Raw genomic sequence first — 18,861 nt, 5'->3', positions numbered from 1 at the left:
AGTCGCGCAGCGCGGCGCGCAGCGCGCCGGCCAGATCGGGGTGGCGGAACGCGAAGCCGGCCCCGGTGAGCACGCCGGGGAGGACCCGGGTGCTGGTCAGCGCCTCGTGGGCGAAGCCGCCGAGCGCCACCTTCAACGCCAGCGCCGGGATCGGGATGATCGCCGGCCGGCGCAGCTGCCGGGCCAGTTCGCGGGTGAAGTCGGCGTTGGTCACCGGGGCCGGCCCGACCGCGTTGACCGGCCCGGCGACGTCGTCGCGGGCCAGCAGGAACACCGCGGCGTCCAGCCAGTCGACCAGCGAGATCCACGGCAGCCACTGCCGGCCGCTGCCGAGCCGGCCGGCGATCCCCAGCCGGAACGGCAACAGCTGCGGCTTCAGCAGCCCGCCGTCGCGGTGCAGCGGCAGCCCGGTGCGCAGCCGCACCACGCGTACGCCCGCGTCCTCGGCCGGGCGCGTCGCGGCCTCCCAGACCCGGCAGACGTCGGCCAGGAAGCCCTCGCCGGCCGGGGCGTCCTCCTCGACCGTCCGGTCGCCGGTGTTGCCGTACCAGCCGACCGCCGAGGAGTTGAGCAGCACCCTCGGCCGGTCGCCGTCGGGCAGCCCGGCGATGGTGATCGCCAGGGCGGTGGTCGTGTCGACCCGGCTCGACCGGATCACCTGCCGGTACGCGTCGTTCCACCGCCTGTCGCCGACGCCCGCGCCGGCCAGGTTGACCACCGCGTCCGCCTCCGCCACCGTCGCCGGGTCGAGCTGCGCGGCGGACGGGTTCCACTGCCGTTCGTCGGGGGCGCGCGGCGGCCGGCGGACCAGCCGGATGACCTGGTGCCCGTCCGCCGTGAGCCGGTCGACCAGCCGGGTGCCGAGGAAGCCGGACGCGCCGGCCATGAGGATCCGCATGCCCATATCTTCGGGTACGCGGCGGGATCGGATTCGGATGAAGGCTGCGAGGAAGGCATCTCTGCACAGGGCTACAGGTCGAGGCTCTTACGCTTTTTTCGATTATCGGTAGGTTGGGAGTATGAGCAACATCCTTCGTGAACGAACCTTGCTGCCGCCCGAAGATCCGGCTGAGCTGCTGCGATTCGCCAGCGGGCTCAAGCGGGGGGGCCAGCCGGCCCGGGCACGGCTGATCGGCCCGGACGGCTCGGAAATCAAGATCCCCGACGAGCTGTACGGCGTGCTCCGTGATGTCGTCGTCGCCCTTTCGGAGGGCATGGCGATCTCGATCGCGCCGCACAACACCCTGCTCACGACTCAGGAGGCGGCTGACCTGCTGAACATCTCCCGGCCGACCCTGGTGCGTCTGCTGACGGAGGGCGAGATACCGCACACCATGCGAGGGCGGCACCGCCGGGTCCTGCTCCGGGACGTCCTGGACTACCAGGAACGCACTCGGCAGGAGCGCCGGCGGACGCTGGACCAGATGACAGCCGACGCCGAGGCGGACGGTCTGTATGACTTGACGGACATGCCCCGACGGACCAGGTGAGGATCGGACGGCGTGGCGTTCCCGGCATTCCTTGACACCTGTGTGCTCTACCGGCCTACCTCTGCGACACGCTGCTGCGTCTGGCCGAAGCCGCGGCGTACCGGCCCCTCTGGTCAGACGACGTGCTGATCGAACTGCGACGGAACCTGGTTGAGCGGGGTGTCGCGGCGGATCGTGCGCCCTCGTCAGGGCAAAAACCGGAGCAGATCCGACAAGGAGTCATGAGAGCGGCAGCGCGCACGTCAGCCTGAGCGACGGACGACTGCCCAGCCGAGGAAGCGGTCGAAGAGCTGCGCCGGGTCCTGCCCGGCGTGCGGGTTGAGGGCGTGGAGTTGGCCGGCCGCGTCGTGCAGCAGCCCGCCCAGATACACGAGCAGCGCTACCCGGTCGTGCGCGTACTCCCGCAGCAGCGTCACCCGCGCGGACCCGCACGGCCATGGCGCGGCGCAGGCCCGGCACAGCCACAAGGGGTGCAGCGGCGTGTGCGGACGGCCGGTCACCAGCGCCCGCCATTGGCCCGCCAGGTTTGTGCGGGCGTCAGCCGCCCCACCCGCCCCACCTGCGGGTTCGCCCGGGTCACCTCGTCCCACCACCGGGTGTTGCGTGGCGGCGGGGCGGGTGGCTCGGTCGGTACGGGCAGGTGCCGGTCGGGGCACGCGCGCCAGCGCAGGCCGCACGAGCACCAGCGCCGCCAGCCTCGCCAGGTGCACCGGTGGCGCGGTGCGAGCGGGACGGGCTTCGCGGCGCGTCGACGGCTCGCCGCCATTGTCAGCGCCTCCCATCGGGTACGCGGACGAGCCGGTCGCCGCGCGCCACTAGCTCGTCAACGGCCTGCTCGGTGAGCCCCCGGGAGCGCAGCACCCGCCGTCCCCAACGGTGCAGCCGACAGGGGTACGGGGTCCGGTCGCTGCGGCACAGCGGTCCCGCCCGCCACGACTCGGGTGCGTGCGCCAGCACCGCCCGGATGGCGAGTTCGAGGTCTTCGGCGGTTACGAACCAGGGCACCGGCAGCTCGCCGAGCACCCTCTCCACCGCGTCCACCGGCTGGCGGGTCAGGGGCACGTTGTCTCCTTCGGGGTCGGATGCGGCACCGAGGCGGGCGGGGGCAGCCGTTGCGCGGGCGGCTGGAGCCCGGCACCCGCCCCGGGCGCGCGGGCGGGCCCGCCCGCGTGCGGCGGGCAGGCGTGGCACCCGGCCGGCCTCGGAGGATTGGGCCGGCCGGGTGCGTTTCACGGGACGACCAACTCCGGGTTTGCAGACCAGGGAGCTGGCCGTCGTCAGCCTGACATAAGCGCTTATATAAAGCAAGGCATGAGTGGGCATTGGTTGCGATCACAAGTTGATGCGTGATCAAATGGCGGTGCAGACCAGGGAGATCAGATGCCCGCCAAGCCCAAGTGGGCGCGCCTTGCCGACCATATCCGTCAGCAGATCGCGTCCGGTGAACTCGTTCCGGGAGACAAACTCCCATCCACCGCTCAGCTCTGCCAGGAGCACGGAGTTTCCACCATCGTTGTCCGGCAAGCCATCTTCGCTCTCCGGACCGAGGGGCTTGTCGAAGGGGTGCAAGGCGTCGGCGTGTTCGTCGCCGAGCATCCGACGACCTGACCTCGCCGCACCCGTACCGGAAAGTCGGTGGCTTAGCCAGCGGCGGCGAGGCGGGCCAGCACCGGCGTGAGCGGGTCGAGGGCGTCGGCGCGGACGACGAACCGGGTGACGCCCCAGCGGTGCCGGTGCGCGGCGACCGCCGCGACGATCTCGTCCTCGGTGCCGGCCAGCACGAACGGCGTGGCCAGCAGCTCGGCGGCGGTCAGGCCGGTCTGCTCGGCGAACTGGGCGGTGGCGGCCTCGGCGTCGTCGGTGACGGCGACCAGCTGCACGAGCGCCTCCAGTGCCGGCGGCTCGGCCCGCCCGGCCGCCCCGGCCGCGACGCAGGCCAGCTGTGCCTCGATGTCCGCCTCGCGCCAGCGCACCTCGTGCATGTAGCCGTCGGGCAGGGTGCGCCCCAGGCCGGCCAGCCCGACCACGTCGGCGTGCGCGCCGGCCCAGCGCAGCATCGCCGAGTTCGCCGTGCCGAGGGTGAGCGGGACACGCCGCTGCACCGGTCGCGGCGTCTCCAGCCGCGCGGCCCGCACGACCAGGTCGGGGGAGTCGACGATGACCTCCTCGCCGTCGAGCAGCGCGCGGACGGCCTCGGCGACGGCCAGGCAGCGGCGCACCCGACCGGCGACGTCGGGGCGCTCCCGCCCGACCGCGTGCCACTCCGCCGGGGTGTGGCCGGCGCCGAGGCCGAGCCGGGCCCGACCGCCGGAGAGCAGGTCGAGGGTGGCCACATCCGAGGCGAGCAGCATGGGCTCCCGGATCCCGGCGTTGGAGACGTACGAGCCCAGCTTGATCGTCGACGTCACCGCCGCCGCGGCGGCCAGGGCGACGAACGGCGACGTCGTCTTACCGGGATGGTCGGCGGTGGACAGGGTCTCGAAACCGGCCGCCTCGGCCCGCCGGGCCAGGTCCAGCCAGCCCGGGCCGTCGGACGGGGTCGCCTGGAGGGAGAAGATCGCCATACGCCCACCCTGCCGGCCCCGGGGCCGGCAGGCCAACCCGACGCCGACAATTCTGCTACCGGCAGACCTACTCGGGGTCGGGCGGCGGGACGGGTACCCCGAGGAGCCCTTCGGTGGTGCCGTCGGTCAGCGCGTTGAGCGCGTCGACCAGCTTCTTCTCCTCGTAGACGAAGTGCGATTCGAGCAGCGCGGCGAGCGTGTCCAGCTCGGCCCGCACCTCGGCCGGCGGCGCGGCGGCGTCGGCCAGCTCCTCGACCCGGCGCAGGATCCCGGCCACCACGTGGTGGTCGGCCTCCAGCTCGCGCAGCACCGGGGCCAGCTCGGGGACGCGGTCGGCCAGCACCCGGAACGCCCCGGCGTCCTCGCCGGTGTGGTGCCGGGTCAGCGCCGCGCAGAAGGCCAGGCAGTGGGTCCGCAGGTCCCGGGGGCGTACGCCGGGCTCGCCCAGCCCGTCGCGGATGCGGGTGAGCTCCTCGCGGAGCCAGAGGTGGATCTCGATCAGTTGGTTGCCGAAGGCCCGCAGGCGCTCGTCCGGCGTGGATGGGTGCACGTGTGTCCCATGCTGTCCCGCGCCTCCATGCCCTCGGCGGTCTCCTTGCCGGGTGCACCGCGACGCTGCGGCCAGCCTACGACAGTGAGGACGGGTGCGACGAAACCGTTCAGGGACGCCGGACGGGCATGATTCTGACCAGCTCCTCCAGCCCCACGAAGTCGCTCGGGTTGGTGGTGTAGAGCGACAGGCCGTTCGCGTACGCGATGGAAGCGATCATCAGGTCCGCCAGCCGACGGCGGGTGGTGCGCCCGGTCGCCAGCACCGCACTGGTGATCATGCCGAAGGCCCGCGCCGCCTCGGCGTCGAAGGGTAACGGCTCGAACATGGCCTCGGCGTGTTGCAGAACGCTGGTCCGTCGGGCCCGCTCGGCGCGGTCGTCGGTGTGGTGCGGGCCTGCGGACAGTTCCGCGAGTGTCACTGCACTGATGACCATCTCGTCCGGCAGTTCCCCGGGACCCAGGGCGCTGAGGTGGATCACGATGTTCGTGTCGATCAGGCCACGAACCGGCGGCTCACCACTCACGGCTGAACGGGTCCTGCTCCACCGACGAGTCGATGTCTGCGCGGAAGGCCTCGGCGTCGAGCACCGGGGCCGTGGCGAAGGCGGCGAGCACCTCGGCCCGCGGCACGAAGGTGCGCCGGCGCAGCGGGATGAGCTTTCCGATCGGCGTGCCGTTTCGTGTGATGACGAATGATTCGCCACGCTCGACGTTACGCATGATCGCGCCCGATTCGTTGCGCAGCTCTCGTTGCGTGATCTCCCGATGAGCGTGCTCTGCCACGGAGCAATTCTAGGTCGGTGTGCTACGAAGTGCTACGACCGGCGGGATTCCTTGCGGTGTCAGGTCGACGGCTCCTCGGGGGCGCGCTCGCGCCAGCGGGCGCGCCAGGCGGCCTCGTACGCCTCGTGGCTGGTCTTCTCCTCGAAGACCCTCTCGCGCAGCGCGCGGCGGTCCTTCGCCTTGACCACCACCTCCACCCCCACCAGCCCGACGCAGATGGCGGTGAGCAGGGCGAGGGTGGCCAGCCCCGGCAGCACCAGGCCCACCGGGATGGCGGCGGCGAGCAGCAGCACCGCGCAGACCCTGGTCCAGTAGACGGTGCGCAGGGTGCGCGCCTGGAACAGCATGTTCGAGGCGAGATAGCAGATCACCCCGCCGAACAGCAGCGGGACGCCCGGCCCGTGCGTCGGCTCGGCGTACGGCACCTCGGGGTCGGCGATGTCGCGCACGACCTCCTCCGCGCCGAGGGCGAACAGGATGATCCCGGCGATCATCGGCAGGTGGAGATAGGCGTACGCGTCCCGGGCCATCGCCACCCGGGCCCGGCCCTCGGCCGCGTGCAGGGCGATCCGGGCGGCCGGGCCGACCACGTCGTAGTGCGCCCACCACAGCGCGGCGGTGAAGAATATGCCGAGCACCGCCGACGCCACCGCGGGCCAGGTCGGGGGCTGACCGAGCAGGTTGCTGCCGACGCCGACCGAGATGACCGACTCGCCCAGCGCGATGATCAGGATGAGGTCGTACCGCTCGGTCCAGTGCTCGGCGGAGGTCACCGTCCAGCCCCAGGCGCCGGCCACCAGGCCCATGCCGTACTGGAGCAGGACGACGCTGATCCAGAGCCCGTCCCGCACCAGTACGGCCCGGCCCGGGTCGTCGATCTGCGGCGGGATCAGCGCGGCGGCGGTGAGCAGCAGGGTGCTGACCGTCAGCTCGGGGGAGTACTTCAGCAGCAGCCGGCGCTCGCCGGGCTTCTCCTGCGCGATGTGCCAGTACAGCAACAGGTGTACGCCGCGGATCACCACGTAGCTCAACGCGACCACCATCGGCCCGGCGGCCACGTCCTCGGGGTCGCCGAACGCCTGCGGCAGGGACAGCGCGAAGCAGAACAGCGCGGCCATGCCGACGACCATCAGCACCGGCACGAAGCCCTCGCCCAGCCGGACCCGGGTGGCCACCACGCAGTGCACCACCCAGCACCACCAGAGCACGGCGAGCACCAGCAGGGCGTGCAGCAGCTGACGGCCGGAGATGTTGGCGGCGGTCGCCCGGGTGATGATGAAGAACGAGAAGACGAAGACCAGGTCGAAGAAGACCTCGAACCGGTCGACCCGGGCGCCGGGGGCGATCGAGACGGCAGGCCCCAACCGCTCGTGCCACCGGAAGCCGCCCACCAACCCACTCTCGCAGCGCCCCGACCGCGCCACGCCGGAATCGGGCCACGGCCGGCCCTGGGATCGGCAGGGCGGGCGGCGCGTCGGCAGGGCGGCTCTCGGATCGGCGGGGCGGGCGGCGCGTCGGGCGCGGGTGGGGCTGGCGGGGCGGCGGCGTGCGGGTCCGAGCCAGGTCGACAACGACGAGGGCGCCCCGGTCCGTGACCGGGGCGCCCTCTGTGCGTCGTGCGGGACTACAGACCCAGCTCGGCCTCGAAGCTGCCGGCCTCCAGCCGCTCCTTGACCGCGACCAGGAAGCGGGCGGCGTCCGCGCCGTCGATCAGCCGGTGGTCGTACGACAGGGCCAGGTAGACCATCGACCGGACGGCGACCACCTCGCCCAGCTCCGGGTCGTTGACCACGACCGGGCGCTTGACCACGGCACCCGTGCCGAGCATCGCCGACTGCGGCGACGGCACGATCGGGGTGTCGAACAGCGCGCCCCGGCTGCCGGTGTTGGTCAGCGTGAAGGTCGCGCCCGCGATCTCGTCCGGGCTGATCTTGTTGGTGCGGGTGCGCTCGGCCAGGTCGGCGATCCGCTTGGCGATGCCACCCAGGTTCAGGTCGCCGGCGCCGTGGATGACCGGGACCATCAGGCCGCGCTCCGTGTCCACCGCGATGCCGAGGTGCTCGGCGTCGGGGTAGGTGATCGTGCCCGCCTCCAGGTCCATGCTGGCGTTGACGATCGGGTAGGTCTGCAACGCCTCCACGGCCGCCAGGGCGAAGAACGGCAGGAACGACAGCTTCACGCCGTGCCGCTGCTGGAACGCGTCCTTGGCGCGGGCCCGCAGCTTGGCGATCCTGGTGACGTCCACCTCGACCACGGTGGTGAGCTGCGCCATCTCGTGCAGCGACTGCTGCATCCGCTTGGCGATGGTGGCGCGGATCCGGGGCAGCTTCTCGGTGGTGCCGCGCTTCGCACTCGGCTGCGGCCTGGCGGCCGGCTTGGCCGGGGCCGCCGCGGCGGCGGGCTGCGGGGCCGGGGCCGGCGCGGCCTTGGCCGCCTTGGCCTTCTCCGCCGCGTCCAGCACGTCCTGCTTGCGGATTCGACCGCCGACGCCGGTGCCGTTGACCGAGGCCAGGTCGACGCCGTGCTCGCTGGCGAGCTTGCGCACCAGCGGGGTCACGTAGCCGGCCGCCTCCTCGCCGCCCTGGACGGGCGCCGACGGGCGCTGCGGGGCCGGGGCCGCCGGCACCGCCTTCTGCTCGGCCTGCGCCGGCCGCGCCGAGACCTCGGCCTCCGCCGCCGGCTCGTTGTACGACAGGCCCGGGGTCGGCTCCTCGACCTTGGGCTCCGGCTTGGCCTCGGCCTTCGGCTCGGGCTTCGGCTCGGGCTTGGCCTCCGCCGGGGCCGCGCCGGCGGCACCGATCACGGCCAGGTCCGCGCCGACCGCGGCGGTCTCGTCCTCGGCGACCTTGATCTCCAGGACGGTGCCGGCGACCGGCGACGGGATCTCGGTGTCGACCTTGTCGGTGGAGACCTCCAGCAGGGGCTCGTCCACCTCGACGGTCTCGCCGACCTGCTTGAGCCAGCGGGTGACCGTACCCTCGGTGACGCTCTCGCCGAGGGCCGGCATCTTGACCGGGGTGCCCTCGCCCGACGGCGCCGGGGCGGCCTGCGCCCGCGGCTCCTCGACGGCCGGCTGCTCCGCCTCGGCCTGCGGCTCCGCGGCGGCCTCGGCGGCCTCCTCGGCCGGCTCCTCCTGCTGCGGGGCGGCCTCGCCCTCACCGGCGATCACGGCCAGCTCGCTGCCGACCTCGGCGGTCTCGTCCTCGCCGACCACGATCCGGCTCAGCACGCCCGCCGCCGGGGACGGGATCTCGGTGTCGACCTTGTCGGTCGACACCTCGAGCAGGGGCTCGTCGACCTCGACGGTGTCGCCCTCCTGCTTGAGCCAGCGCGTGACGGTGCCCTCGGTGACGCTCTCGCCGAGCCGGGGCATGGTGACCGATACCGGCATCTTCTAAGACTCCTTCATTCCCCTGGTGGGATCATCGCCCGTCGCCGGACGCCGCGGTTGTCGTGGTCAGGCGTGTGCGTGCAGCGGCTTGCCGGCGAGCGCCAGGTGCGCCTCGCCCAGGGCCTCGTTCTGCGTCGGGTGGGCGTGCACGAGCTGCGCCACCTCGGCCGGGTACGCCTCCCAGTTGTAGATGAGCTGCGCCTCGCCGACCATCTCGCCGACCCGGGCGCCGACCATGTGCACGCCGACGACGGGGCCGTCCTCCACCCGGACGAGCTTGACGAAGCCGGCCGTCTTGAGGATCTGGCTCTTGCCGTTGCCGCCCAGGTTGTAGTTGTAGCTCTTCACCTTGTCGGCGCCGTACTGCTCCTTGGCCTTCGCCTCGGTCAGGCCGACCGACGCCAGCTCCGGGTCGGAGTAGGTGACCCGCGGGATGCCGGCCTCGTCGATCACGGCCGGGTTCTGGCCGGCGATCTCCTCGGCGACGAAGATGCCCTGCTGGAAGCCGCGGTGGGCGAGCTGGAGGCCGGGCACGATGTCGCCGACCGCGTAGACGTTCGGCACGCTGGTGCGCAGCCGCTCGTCGGTCAGCACGTAGCCGCGGTCCATCTTGACGCCCTGCTCCTCGTAGCCGAGGCCGGCCGTGTTCGGGCCACGGCCGACGGCGACCAGCAGCAGCTCCGCCTCGACGGTCTCGCCGCCGGCGATGGTCACCTTGACGCCGCTGTCGGTCTTCTCGACCTTCTCGAACGGCTTGCCGACCTTGAAGTTGATCTTCCGCTTGCGGAAGGCCCGCTCCAGCGCCTTCGACGACTCCTCGTCCTCGGCGGCGACCAGCCGGGGGAGCGCCTCGATGATCGTGACGTCGACCCCGAAGGACTTCCAGACGCTGGCGAACTCGACGCCGATCACGCCGCCGCCGAGCACGATCGCGGAGGACGGCACCCGGTCCAGGACCAGCGCGTGGTCGCTCGTGATGACCCGCTCGCCGTCGACCTCCAGGCCCGGCAGGCTCTTCGCGTACGAGCCGGAGGCCAGCACGACGTTGCGGCCGGTGTAGCGCTTGCCGTCGACCTCGACGACGTTGCTGCCGACCAGCTTGCCGTGGCCCTCGACGATGGTGATCGCCTTGTTGCCCTTGAGCATGCCCTGCAGGCCCTTGTACAGGCGGGAGACCACGCCGTCCTTGTACGAGTTGACCGCGGCCATGTCGATCCCGACCAGCTCGGCCTTCACGCCGAACTGCTCCGACTCGCGGGTCTGGTCGGCGATCTCGGCGGCGTGCAGCAGCGCCTTGGTCGGGATGCAGCCGTTGTGCAGGCAGGTCCCGCCGAGCTTGCCCTTCTCGACCAGCGCGACCGTCAGGCCCAGCTGGACGGCGCGCAGGGCGGTCGCGTAGCCGCCGCTGCCACCTCCGAGGATGACGATGTCGAAGGTTGCGTCATTCGGCTCGCTCACGTCCAACTCCCAGGTCGCGTCACTGCTTCGGGGGGTCACGGCGGGGGGCCACGGACACACCCCACCTCGGTCATCTTGTCACCACCGGACACAGGCCGCGTAGCGAGGTGCCCAACGACACGTCCGAGACACGTACGCTGGGCACTGCCTTCGATGACGGAGCCTGGGGGAGACGGCCGGTGGGACTGTTCCGACGACGCAAGAAGGCGCGCGCCGTGAGCCTGGACCGCGCCCCCGACCGCGCCGATCTGGACCATCTGGAGAACTTCGTCCGGAGCCGGCGCGGGGTCGAGGCGTACATCGAGCCCCGCACGACCGTGACCGAGACCACCGTCATGCTGATCGCCGACGACGGCGAGTGGACCCGCCGCCGCGTCGACGGCCCGGACGGCGCCCGCCGATTCGCGTACCGGATGGGCATCCCCGTCTACGACGTCCGGCTGATGGGCTACCCGCAGCGGATGCGGGACTACAACGAGCGCCGCAAGCGCCGCCCCGAGTTGTTCTGACCCGGCGGCCGCGCCGCCACGTGGAACGGCGGAGGGGCCCCTCGTGACGAGGGGCCCCTCCGTGCACACCTCAGCCGTTGGCGGCGACGTCCTCGACGAGCTGGACGAGCGTGCGGACCGGGACGCCGGTGCCGCCCTTGGTCCAGTAGCCGGTCGGCTCGCCCGAGTGGTAGCCCGGCCCGGCGATGTCGATGTGCGCCCAGGCCACGTCCTCGGTGACGAACTCGCGCAGGAACACCCCGCCCTGGAGCATGTGACCGGCCCGGTCCATGCCGGCGTTGACCTGCGAGATGTCGGCCACGTCGGAGTCCATGCCCTTGCGCACGTCGTCCGGCAGCGGCATCGGCCAGGCCGGCTCGCCGACGGCGTCGCCGGCGACCCGGACCCGCTCGCACAGCTCCGGGCTGCCCATCACGCCGGCGATCTTCTTGCCCAGCGCGATGACCTGCCCGCCGGTCAGGGTGGAGGTCTCGAAGAGGTAGTCGCAGCCGTCCTCGCAGGCCCGCGCCATGGCGTCGGCCAGGATCATCCGGCCCTCGGCGTCGGTGTTGAGCACCTCGACCTTCTTGCCGTTGTACATGCTGATCACGTCACCCGGCCGGTACGACCGCCCGGACGGCATGTTCTCCGCCATCGGCAGGTACGCGGTCACCGCCACCGACGGCTTGAGCGCGGCGATCGCCAGCATGGTGGCGCCCACCGCGGCGGCGCCCGCCATGTCGGACTTCATCTCCCACATGCCCTGCGCCGGCTTGATCGAGATGCCGCCGGTGTCGAAGGTGATGCCCTTGCCGACCAGCGCGACCCGCTTGCCGTTGCCGCCGCCGGCCGGCGTGTAGCTCAGCTTCACCAGGCGCGGCGGGGCCTCCGAGCCCTGCCCGACGGCGATGATGCCGCCGTAGCCGCCGGCCGCCAGCGCGGCCTCGTCGAGGACCTCGACCTCGAGGCCGGCCTCGCGGGCGGCGTCCGCCACCGAGTCGGCGAAGGACGGCGGGCGCAGCTCGTTGGGGGCGGTGTTGACCCAGTCCCGGCTGCGCCGGACCGCGCCGCCGACCGCCTGGGCCCGGGCGATCTCGGCCTGGGCGCCGGCGTCACCGGCGTCCGGGACGGCCACCAGCACCTCGGCCACCGGCTCCCGCCGGGCCGGCTGCGGCCGGGTCTTGTAGCCGGCGAACCGGTACCCGCCGAGCAGCGCCCCCTCCGCAACGGCCCGCAGCGCGGCCGGCGCGTCGGCGTCGTCCGGCAGCGGCAGGGCCAGCGCCACCCGCGGCGCGCCGGCGAGCGCCCGGACGGCCGCGCCGGCCGCCCGACGCAGGGTCTCCGGGGCCGGGGCGGCGCCGGTCGGCTCCGGGCCGAGCCCGACCGCGGCGACCACCGGGGCCGTCACGGTGCCCAGCGTGGCCAGCTTGATCACCTCGCCGGGGCCGCCGGTCGCGCCCAACAGGGCCAGCGTCTCGGTCAGCTTGCCGTCGAAGGCGGCGGCGATGCTCTCCGCGCCGCTGGCCAGCAGCAGGGTCCCGGCGGGGCCGCTGGTGGCGTCCTGCTCTCCGGTCTGGCTGTGCACGCCGATCACGATCGCGTCGACGGCGAGTTCGGCGGGGTCGGTGTCGACCAGGCTCAGGGTGGTGCTGGGCGATGTCACTGAAGCTACTCCGGGCGGGCCGGGCCGGTCGCGTCGTGGCGTACCGGCGATGAAGGTCTCCGGCGGAACGTACCCGTCGGAGGTCGGGGCTGTCCCGCCGACGGCTCCGGCGGGTCCCGCCGATGCTAACCAGCCGTTCAGGCCCCGGTAAGTTCCCACCCATGACCGACGTGACCTCCGACGCCGCCGCGACCCGGCTGCGCCGTTCCCCTTTGCACGAGCGGCACACCGCTGCGGGCGCCAAGTTCGCCCCGTTCGGCGGCTGGGAGATGCCGCTGGAGTACGCCGGAGGCGGCGTGCTCAAGGAGCACACCGCGGTGCGGACCGGGGTCGGCGTCTTCGACGTCTCCCACCTCGGCAAGGCGCGGGTGACCGGGCCGGGCGCGGCGGAGTTCGTCAACGCCTGCCTCAGCAACGACCTCCGCCGCATCGGGCCGGGCCAGGCGCAGTACACGCTGTGCTGCGACGACGCCACCGGCGGCGTGGTGGACGACATCATCGCCTACCTGCACGCCGACGACCACGTCTTCCTCATCCCGAACGCGGCGAACACCGCCGAGGTGGTGCGCCGGCTCCGCGCCGCCGCGCCCGCCTCGGTCACGGTCACCGACGAGCACGAGGCGTACGCCGTCCTCGCCGTGCAGGGGCCGCGCTCGGCGGAGCTCCTCGGCGCGCTGGGCCTGCCGACCGACCACGGCTACATGAGCTTCTCCGGCGCGACCCTGGACGTGGCGTCCGGGCCGGTCGAGCTGACCGTGTGCCGCACCGGCTACACCGGCGAGCTGGGCTTCGAGCTGGTGGTGCCGGCGGAGCACGCCGTCGCGGTCTGGGACGCGCTCTTCGCCGCCGGGGAGCCCTTCGAGCTGCGCGCCTGCGGGCTGGCCGCCCGGGACACCCTGCGCACCGAGATGGGGTACCCGCTGCACGGGCAGGACCTGTCGCCGGAGATCACCCCGGTGCAGGCCCGCTCCGGCTGGGCGGTCGGCTGGGACAAGGCGGCCTTCTGGGGCCGCGACGCGCTGCTGGCCGAGAAGGCCGCCGGCCCGAGGCGTACGCTGCGCGGCCTGGAGGCCGTCGACCGGGCGATCCCGCGCCCGGGCATGGCCGTGTTCGTCGGCGAGGGGCAGGTCGGCACGATCACCAGCGGCACGTTCTCCCCGACGAAGAAGCAGGGCATCGCCCTGGCGCTGCTGGACACCGTCGCGAGCCTCGCCGACGGCGACCTGGTCGAGGTCGACATCCGCGGTCGCCGCGCCCAGATGCGCGTCACCCGCCCCCCGTTCGTCACCCCTTCGGTGAAGTAACCGCGACCCGTTGATCATGAGGTTCGCAGCCGCCGGATCGGCGTGCCCCGGCGGCAACTTCATGATCAACGGGGGTGGCCGGCGTGGTCAGACCGGGGGCGGGGGGCGTTCGCCGGCGTCCAGGACGGCCTGGGTCCAGCCGCCCTCGATGACGCCGGTGCCGTCGAGCACCGCCCAGTCGACCACGTCCGCCGCCTCCACCACGACGGGGGAGCCGATGCGCACGGTGGGGTCGGTGTTGGCGTCGCTGGCGCTCGCGCCGACGATCCGTTCCGCCGCGTCCCACGACGTCACCCCGGCCCAGACGTACTCCGGGCCGTCGTCGCCCGGCAGCCCGTACTTCACCACGAGCTGCGTCTCCGGCGGGAGCTGGCCGGCGAGGAACCGGGCCCGGACGGCGCCCAGCCCGGCGCGCGCGGTGGCGATCGCCCTGCTCATCGCGTCGCCCGGGCGGGCGTAGCGCACGTCCGGCTGGATACCGGCGAAGAGGGTCGCGCAGGCGGCGGCGTAGTAGCGGCCGTCCGGCCCCGGGTGCCCGGCCGGCGGGCGCAGGCTGAGGAACGAGTCGGCGTCCGGGTCGGTGGCCGGGTCCAGCTCCAGCCGCAGCAGCACCGGCGCCGTCGCCCCGTGCTGCTCCGGATTGCCGTACGCCACCGCGATGTCGTGCCCGGTCACCGTGGCCAGCACCGGCAGCTGCACGAACGCGGGCACCTCCTCGCCGGAGAGCCCGTCGGTCCAGTCCCGCAGCAGCCGCCGCGCCGCGCCGGTCATCACCGCGCCCCAGGCCCGGGTCAGGTGGTCCGGCACGCCCTGGGTCTGCAACTCCAGCAGCCCGAAGCGACGCAGCCCCTTCGTGGTGAACCAGAGGCCCTCGGCGTCCGAGGAGTAGGGCACCAGCACCCAGTCGACCAGCCGGATGCGCCCCTGCTCGTCGGGCAACGAGCGCAGCGCCGTCGCCGGGTCGAGGAACTGCAGGCCGAAGACGTCCACCACGTCGCCGTCGACGGTTTCGGCGACGGCCGCGGCCACCGCCCGCGCCGCCCACTCGTGGGCCGGCGGCCAGCCGGGCCGGTACTCGGCCTGCACCACCACCAGGTGGCTCGCGGCTGCCAGCCGGGCCAGCTGCGCCTCCGTGGCGCCGAACGCGGTGAGCAGGTCCGGCGGCAGCGCGGGGAACTCGCCGATCGGGCGGGTGTCCACGGTCATCAGCGGGCTGTCCAGCATCTGCCGGGCCAGCCCGTGCACCGGCTCGGCCAGCCGGCCGCTGAGCCGCTGCACGGCCGTCTTCGTGCTCACCTTCGGCAGCCCCGTCATGGGCACCAGATAGGTCGCGCTCAGCGACTCCGGGACCGGTACGGGCAGGAAGTCGTCCGTGATGAGCATGTCGTCCCCCGGATGGCCGCGCCGGTGCTGTCGTGGGAGAACGCTACCCGCCGCAGCGTGCCCCGTTCAGCCGGACAGCACCAGTCCCACGTAGACCAGCGTGGTGACCACCTCCACGGTCGCGCCGAGCACGTCGCCCGTGACGCCGCCGAGCCGGCGTACCACGTGCCGCAGCAGCCCCACCGCGACGGCGAGGGCGGCGGCGACGGCGAGCGGCCCCTGCCACGGGCGGCCCGGCACGGCCGCGAGGGCCGGCAGCGCGACGGCGACCGTCCCGCCTACCAGCGCGACGGGCCCGACGGTGCCGGCGACCAGCGCGCCGACCCCCCCCGGGCGGGCCCCCGGCACCCCGCGCCGGCAGGCCACCGCCACCCCGAGCCGGCCCGCCGCGGTCGCCGCCACCACCGCCGCGAGCGCCGCCGGCCACGACCGGCCGGCCAGCTCCGCGAGGGCCGCCGTCTGCACCAGGAGTACGACCACCAGCGCGACCACCCCGAACGGGCCCACGTCCGGCTTCTTCATGATCTCCAGCGCGGCCGCCCCCCGCCGGTACGACCCCAGGGCGTCCACGGTGTCGGCCAGCCCGTCCAGGTGCAGCCCGCGGGTGAGCAGCGCGCCGGCGCCGACGGTCACGGCCGCCGCGACCAGCGGCGGCGCGAGCGCGCCCGGGAGCAGCAGGATCGCGGCCAGGACGGCGCCGAGCAGCGCGCCGACCGCCGGGGCGAGCGCCATCGCCGTCCCCGCCACCGGCCGGTCGATGCGCCCGGCGCGCACCGGCAGGGTGGTGAAGGTGGTCAGCGCCAGCCGCGCCCCGTCGGCGAGCCGCGACTCAGCCGGCACGCCGGCCGGACGGGTCCACCGGCTCCGTCTCCGGCTCCGTGCTGGTCGGCCCGGGGCCGGCCGGCTCCGGCTCGCGGAAGTCGGGCTCGTCGGTGTCGACACCGGGCTCCGGCCCGCCGTCCCCGTCGTCGTCGCCGTCCTCCCCGCCGCCGCCGGGCGACGGGCGGGCCGGCAGCGCGGCGGCCAGCGCCAGCACCGATCGCAGCAGCGGCAGCGCGGCCAGCGCGTTGGCGCCCTCGCCGAGGTCGAGGTGCACGTCGAGCAGCGGGGTCAGGCCCAGCACGTCGGCGGCGAGCCGGACGGCGGGATCCCCGCGGTGGTCGGCCAGCAGGCACCAGTGCCGGGCCTGCCCGGCCAGGTCACGGCTGACCATGGCGGCGGCCACGCCGACCGGCCCGTCGAGCATGACCGGCAGCCGGCGGGCGGTCGCGCCGAGCAGGACGCCGGTGGCCACGGCGACGTCCCCGCCGCCCAGCTCGGCCAGCACGTCCTTGGCGCCGCGCGGCGAGCGCCGGGTCCGGTGCAGCGCGTCCCGCACGGCGGCGCACCGCCGCATCCAGGCCGCGTCGTCGATCTCGCCCGAGTCGGTGACCACGCGGCCGAGCACCGCGGGCGTCTCGGCGCCGGCCGTCGCGGCCAGCACCGCCGCCGCGGCGGCCTCGGTGCCGGCGCCGCACGCCCCCAGCACCAGCAGGTGTACGCCCGCGTCGGCGGCCTCCTCGGCGAGCCGCCAGCCCTCCCGCAGGGCCGCCTCGACCTGCTCGCCGGTCAGCGCCGGCTCGTCCTCCATCGGTGCCGAGGCGGGGGTCTCCACGACCTGGAGGTCGGCGCCGCTCTCGGCGGCCAGCCGGGCCAGCACCCCCCTGCCGGCGCGGGCCTGCCGGGCCCGGCGCGCCGACTCGCCGTCCACGCTGCCGGCGGCGGCACCGCCGAGGTGGTCGCCGTGCAGCAGCAGCACCCGTACGGAGCCCCACGGGGCCGGCGTGGCGGTGCCCTGGGTGGCGGCGGCGAACCCGACCACCCGCTCCAGGGCGCCCAGCCCCGCCCCGGGCACGTCCAGCGTGGCGAGCCGCTCGACCGCCTGCGGGCCGGCGTACTCGTCGGGCATGGGCAGTTCCATCCCGGGCTGGATGACCAGGCCGGTGGCGACCACCGGCAGCGTCATGGTCGGTGCGGCCCAGGCGGTGCCGTCGGGCTCGGCCGACGCGGGGGCGGGCACGCCCGCGGCGGGCTCCGCGGCGCCCACCGGCCCGCCGGCCGCGCCGGTGGCGGTCGTGGCGGCGGCCGGCCCACCCGTCGCGGTGAGCGGGGCCGGGCCGGGCTGGGCCGGCACGACGCCCGGCTGCGGGGCGCCGGGCTTCAGCCAGGCCGCCTGCCCGGCGACCACCAGCACGACCGCGTCGCAGGCGTCGGCGACCGCCCGGTTGGCCGCGCCGAGCGCGTCGGTGAACGCCCGGCCGAGCGGGGTGGTCGGCACCAGCGAGAGCCCGACCTCGGGGCTGACCAGCACCAGCCGGGCTGCGCAGCCGCGCACCGCCGCCGCCAGTTCGGCGACGGTGGCGGTGTCGTCGGCCGGTTGGTGGGCCGGGTCGAGCAGCACCGTCACCCAGCCGCCGAGGTCGTCGACGAGCAGCGTCTCGTTCGGGCCGGCGGAGGCGATCACGTCCGCCAGGCGGCGCGGGTCGTCGGCGGTCTCCTCGGTGGTCCAGGTCTCCGGTCGGCGGGCGCGGTGCGCCGCCAGCCGGGCCGCCCACTCCGCGTCGTCGGCGGGCGCGTCGGCGGCGGTGGCCACGTAGCGGACCGTCGGCGCCTCGGCGACCAGGGACTCGGCGAACTCCGACTTCCCGGACCGGATGCCGCCGAGCACCAGGACCGTGTTCCACCCGTCAACCGACATGCCCGTACTTTAGAGCCAGCCCCCGGGGCGTGGCCCCCGGAGGTGCGAGGAGCCGGCGGCCCCGGCGGGCGTCCGGCCAGCGGCCGGCGGGGGCGGTCAGCCGACGCGGGCCCGCCCACGGCGGGTGAGGCGCCGCGGGCCCCGCTCAGCCGCAGTGCTCGAAGCCGCTGCCGTAGCTGGCCCCGCCGGTCGACCCGCCCCACCTCACGCAGACCCCGGCGGCCTTCGCCCGCACCGGCCCGGCGTAGTAGGAGAACGACCCGCTGTCGGTGCTGCGTGCCCGCCCCTGCACCTCCAGCCACGCCGAGGCGGACGTGGGTGTGCCCACCGCCGACTCCTTCATCGTCACCACGCAGTTGGTGCCGGTGCCCGCGTGGTAGAGCAGGTAGACCCGGCCCTTGCGGACGCCCGAGGCGGTCAGCGAGGCCGAGTCGATCACCTTGTACCCGCTGCCGCACGCCTCGACCGGCGTGTACGGGTTCGGCTTCGCCGGCTGGCTGGTCGTCGGGGCGGAGCTGGGCCGCCCCGACGAGGTGACGGTCGGCTCGCCGCCGGTGGTGGGGGCCGGGGAGCGGCCGGGCGTCGACGAGGGCCCCCCAGCCGACGGGGCCGCCGACCGGGCGACACCCGACGACGGCTCGACCTGGAGCTGCCCCGTGCCGTCGCCGCCCTCCGGCTCCGAAGTCCCCGCCGCCACGGACTTGCCGGTCAGCGTCGTTGGCGTGTCCCCGCCGGCCGGGTCCCCGCCGGAGAAGAGGGCCGTCGCCCCCACCACCCCGGCCAGCACCACGAACACGGTGGCCGCCGCGCCGATCAGCGCGGCCCTGCGCCGCGGCGACGGCCGCGCCTCGACCGGGTCCTCCCGGGTCGGCGGCAGCCCGCCCCACGTGTCGCCTCCGGCCGCCGGATGATCCGGGCGCCCGAACGGGGCCACCCCGGCCGGCGGGGCACTGGCCTGGTCGAACGGTCCGGCCCCGAACGGCAGCGGGCCGGCGGGCGGGAACGGCGGGTGGCCGGGAGGCGGCGTACCGCCGGGGGTGCCGGGCAC

The 18,861-nt window shown here is 74.5% G+C and carries 19 protein-coding genes; 4 read left to right on the top strand and 15 right to left on the bottom strand.

From position 1 onward, the window contains the following. The coding region (locus AB0L34_RS25450) for a TIGR01777 family oxidoreductase (RefSeq protein ID WP_363707201.1) at window positions 1–898 on the bottom strand (898 nt) is incomplete at its 3' end. Between the two features lie 121 nt (window positions 899–1,019). Here AB0L34_RS25450 and AB0L34_RS25445 point away from each other — a divergent pair. After that, window positions 1,020–1,490 (top strand): helix-turn-helix domain-containing protein, encoded by a 471-nt coding sequence (locus AB0L34_RS25445; protein ID WP_363707199.1) that lies wholly within the window; start codon window positions 1,020–1,022, stop codon window positions 1,488–1,490. Window positions 1,491–1,732: 242 nt separating this feature from the next. On the opposite strand, the gene AB0L34_RS25440 is transcribed toward AB0L34_RS25445, so the two are convergent. Continuing rightward, window positions 1,733–1,990, bottom strand: a complete 258-nt coding sequence (locus tag AB0L34_RS25440; RefSeq protein ID WP_363707197.1) for a hypothetical protein — start codon at window positions 1,988–1,990, stop codon at window positions 1,733–1,735. Window positions 1,991–2,258: 268 nt separating this feature from the next. Further along, window positions 2,259–2,552, bottom strand: a complete 294-nt coding sequence (locus tag AB0L34_RS25435; protein WP_363707196.1) for a hypothetical protein — start codon at window positions 2,550–2,552, stop codon at window positions 2,259–2,261. Between the two features lie 318 nt (window positions 2,553–2,870). On the opposite strand from AB0L34_RS25435, the gene AB0L34_RS25430 reads away from it, so the two are divergent. Continuing rightward, window positions 2,871–3,098 (top strand): winged helix-turn-helix domain-containing protein, encoded by a 228-nt coding sequence (locus AB0L34_RS25430; protein ID WP_363707194.1) that lies wholly within the window; start codon window positions 2,871–2,873, stop codon window positions 3,096–3,098. Between the two features lie 32 nt (window positions 3,099–3,130). On the opposite strand, the gene AB0L34_RS25425 is transcribed toward AB0L34_RS25430, so the two are convergent. From AB0L34_RS25425 to lpdA, 7 genes are all read right to left on the bottom strand, one after another. Then, the gene (locus AB0L34_RS25425) at window positions 3,131–4,054 is read right to left on the bottom strand and encodes an LLM class flavin-dependent oxidoreductase (protein WP_363707192.1); all 924 of its coding nucleotides are present in this window, start codon (window positions 4,052–4,054) and stop codon (window positions 3,131–3,133) included. 67 nt (window positions 4,055–4,121) lie between these two features. Further along, complete coding sequence (locus AB0L34_RS25420) at window positions 4,122–4,604, bottom strand: hemerythrin domain-containing protein (RefSeq protein ID WP_363707190.1); 483 nt, start codon at window positions 4,602–4,604, stop codon at window positions 4,122–4,124. Between the two features lie 109 nt (window positions 4,605–4,713). Further along, window positions 4,714–5,130, bottom strand: a complete 417-nt coding sequence (locus tag AB0L34_RS25415) for a type II toxin-antitoxin system VapC family toxin (protein WP_357451149.1) — start codon at window positions 5,128–5,130, stop codon at window positions 4,714–4,716. Then, on the bottom strand, window positions 5,120–5,389 hold the full coding sequence (locus AB0L34_RS25410) for a type II toxin-antitoxin system prevent-host-death family antitoxin (protein ID WP_357451152.1): 270 nt from the start codon (window positions 5,387–5,389) through the stop codon (window positions 5,120–5,122). Before AB0L34_RS25410 ends, AB0L34_RS25415 begins: the two co-directional genes overlap by 11 nt. 59 nt (window positions 5,390–5,448) lie before the next feature. Further along, window positions 5,449–6,780, bottom strand: coding sequence for a low temperature requirement protein A (locus AB0L34_RS25405; RefSeq protein ID WP_363707188.1), 1,332 nt, complete (start codon window positions 6,778–6,780; stop codon window positions 5,449–5,451). A gap of 233 nt (window positions 6,781–7,013) precedes the next feature. After that, window positions 7,014–8,780 (bottom strand): 2-oxoglutarate dehydrogenase, E2 component, dihydrolipoamide succinyltransferase, encoded by a 1,767-nt coding sequence (gene sucB / locus AB0L34_RS25400; RefSeq protein ID WP_363707186.1) that lies wholly within the window; start codon window positions 8,778–8,780, stop codon window positions 7,014–7,016. A 66-nt stretch (window positions 8,781–8,846) separates the two neighbouring features. After that, window positions 8,847–10,277 (bottom strand): dihydrolipoyl dehydrogenase, encoded by a 1,431-nt coding sequence (gene lpdA / locus AB0L34_RS25395; RefSeq protein WP_350707894.1) that lies wholly within the window; start codon window positions 10,275–10,277, stop codon window positions 8,847–8,849. Window positions 10,278–10,417: 140 nt separating this feature from the next. Here lpdA and AB0L34_RS25390 point away from each other — a divergent pair, with 140 nt between their 5' ends. Beyond that, window positions 10,418–10,747, top strand: coding sequence for a hypothetical protein (locus AB0L34_RS25390; protein WP_363707184.1), 330 nt, complete (start codon window positions 10,418–10,420; stop codon window positions 10,745–10,747). Between the two features lie 70 nt (window positions 10,748–10,817). Here AB0L34_RS25390 and AB0L34_RS25385 read toward each other — a convergent pair whose 3' ends face one another. Beyond that, complete coding sequence (locus AB0L34_RS25385; protein ID WP_350707897.1) at window positions 10,818–12,389, bottom strand: leucyl aminopeptidase; 1,572 nt, start codon at window positions 12,387–12,389, stop codon at window positions 10,818–10,820. A 161-nt stretch (window positions 12,390–12,550) separates the two neighbouring features. Between AB0L34_RS25385 and gcvT the strand changes: the two genes are divergently transcribed. Next, a complete protein-coding gene (gene gcvT / locus AB0L34_RS25380) occupies window positions 12,551–13,693 on the top strand; it encodes a glycine cleavage system aminomethyltransferase GcvT (protein ID WP_363707181.1) in 1,143 nt (380 codons plus the stop codon). An 87-nt stretch (window positions 13,694–13,780) separates the two neighbouring features. On the opposite strand, the gene AB0L34_RS25375 is transcribed toward gcvT, so the two are convergent. The 4 genes from AB0L34_RS25375 to AB0L34_RS25360 form a co-directional block, all read right to left on the bottom strand. Further along, a complete protein-coding gene (locus AB0L34_RS25375; protein WP_357451168.1) occupies window positions 13,781–15,076 on the bottom strand; it encodes a DUF2314 domain-containing protein in 1,296 nt (431 codons plus the stop codon). 66 nt (window positions 15,077–15,142) lie between these two features. Then, a complete protein-coding gene (gene cobS, locus AB0L34_RS25370) occupies window positions 15,143–15,916 on the bottom strand; it encodes an adenosylcobinamide-GDP ribazoletransferase (protein ID WP_363707179.1) in 774 nt (257 codons plus the stop codon). Next, on the bottom strand, window positions 15,906–17,813 hold the full coding sequence (locus AB0L34_RS25365) for a bifunctional adenosylcobinamide kinase/adenosylcobinamide-phosphate guanylyltransferase (protein WP_363707177.1): 1,908 nt from the start codon (window positions 17,811–17,813) through the stop codon (window positions 15,906–15,908). The genes cobS and AB0L34_RS25365 overlap by 11 nt, the downstream gene beginning before the upstream one ends. Before the next feature lie 145 nt (window positions 17,814–17,958). Beyond that, on the bottom strand, window positions 17,959–18,861 hold a 903-nt coding region (locus tag AB0L34_RS25360), incomplete at its 5' end, for a hypothetical protein (protein WP_363707175.1).

It is taken from the genome of Micromonospora sp. NPDC052213 (assembly GCF_040679695.1).
Taxonomy (GTDB): Bacteria; Actinomycetota; Actinomycetes; order Mycobacteriales; family Micromonosporaceae; genus Micromonospora.
Note: the sequence above shows the minus strand (reverse complement) of the source record. Positions and strands in the feature narration are given on the sequence as shown.

Excerpts from the sequence above, each read along its gene's own strand:
- AB0L34_RS25445 (WP_363707199.1), top strand. The coding sequence starts at position 1,020 with ATGAGCAACATCCTTCGTGAACGAACCTTGCTGCCGCCCGAAGATCCG.
- AB0L34_RS25375 (WP_357451168.1), bottom strand. The coding sequence starts at position 15,076 with ATGCTCATCACGGACGACTTCCTGCCCGTACCGGTCCCGGAGTCGCTG.
- gcvT (WP_363707181.1), top strand. The coding sequence starts at position 12,551 with ATGACCGACGTGACCTCCGACGCCGCCGCGACCCGGCTGCGCCGTTCC.
- AB0L34_RS25365 (WP_363707177.1), bottom strand. The coding sequence starts at position 17,813 with ATGTCGGTTGACGGGTGGAACACGGTCCTGGTGCTCGGCGGCATCCGG.
- sucB (WP_363707186.1), bottom strand. The coding sequence starts at position 8,780 with ATGCCGGTATCGGTCACCATGCCCCGGCTCGGCGAGAGCGTCACCGAG.
- AB0L34_RS25425 (WP_363707192.1), bottom strand. The coding sequence starts at position 4,054 with ATGGCGATCTTCTCCCTCCAGGCGACCCCGTCCGACGGCCCGGGCTGG.
- AB0L34_RS25430 (WP_363707194.1), top strand. The coding sequence starts at position 2,871 with ATGCCCGCCAAGCCCAAGTGGGCGCGCCTTGCCGACCATATCCGTCAG.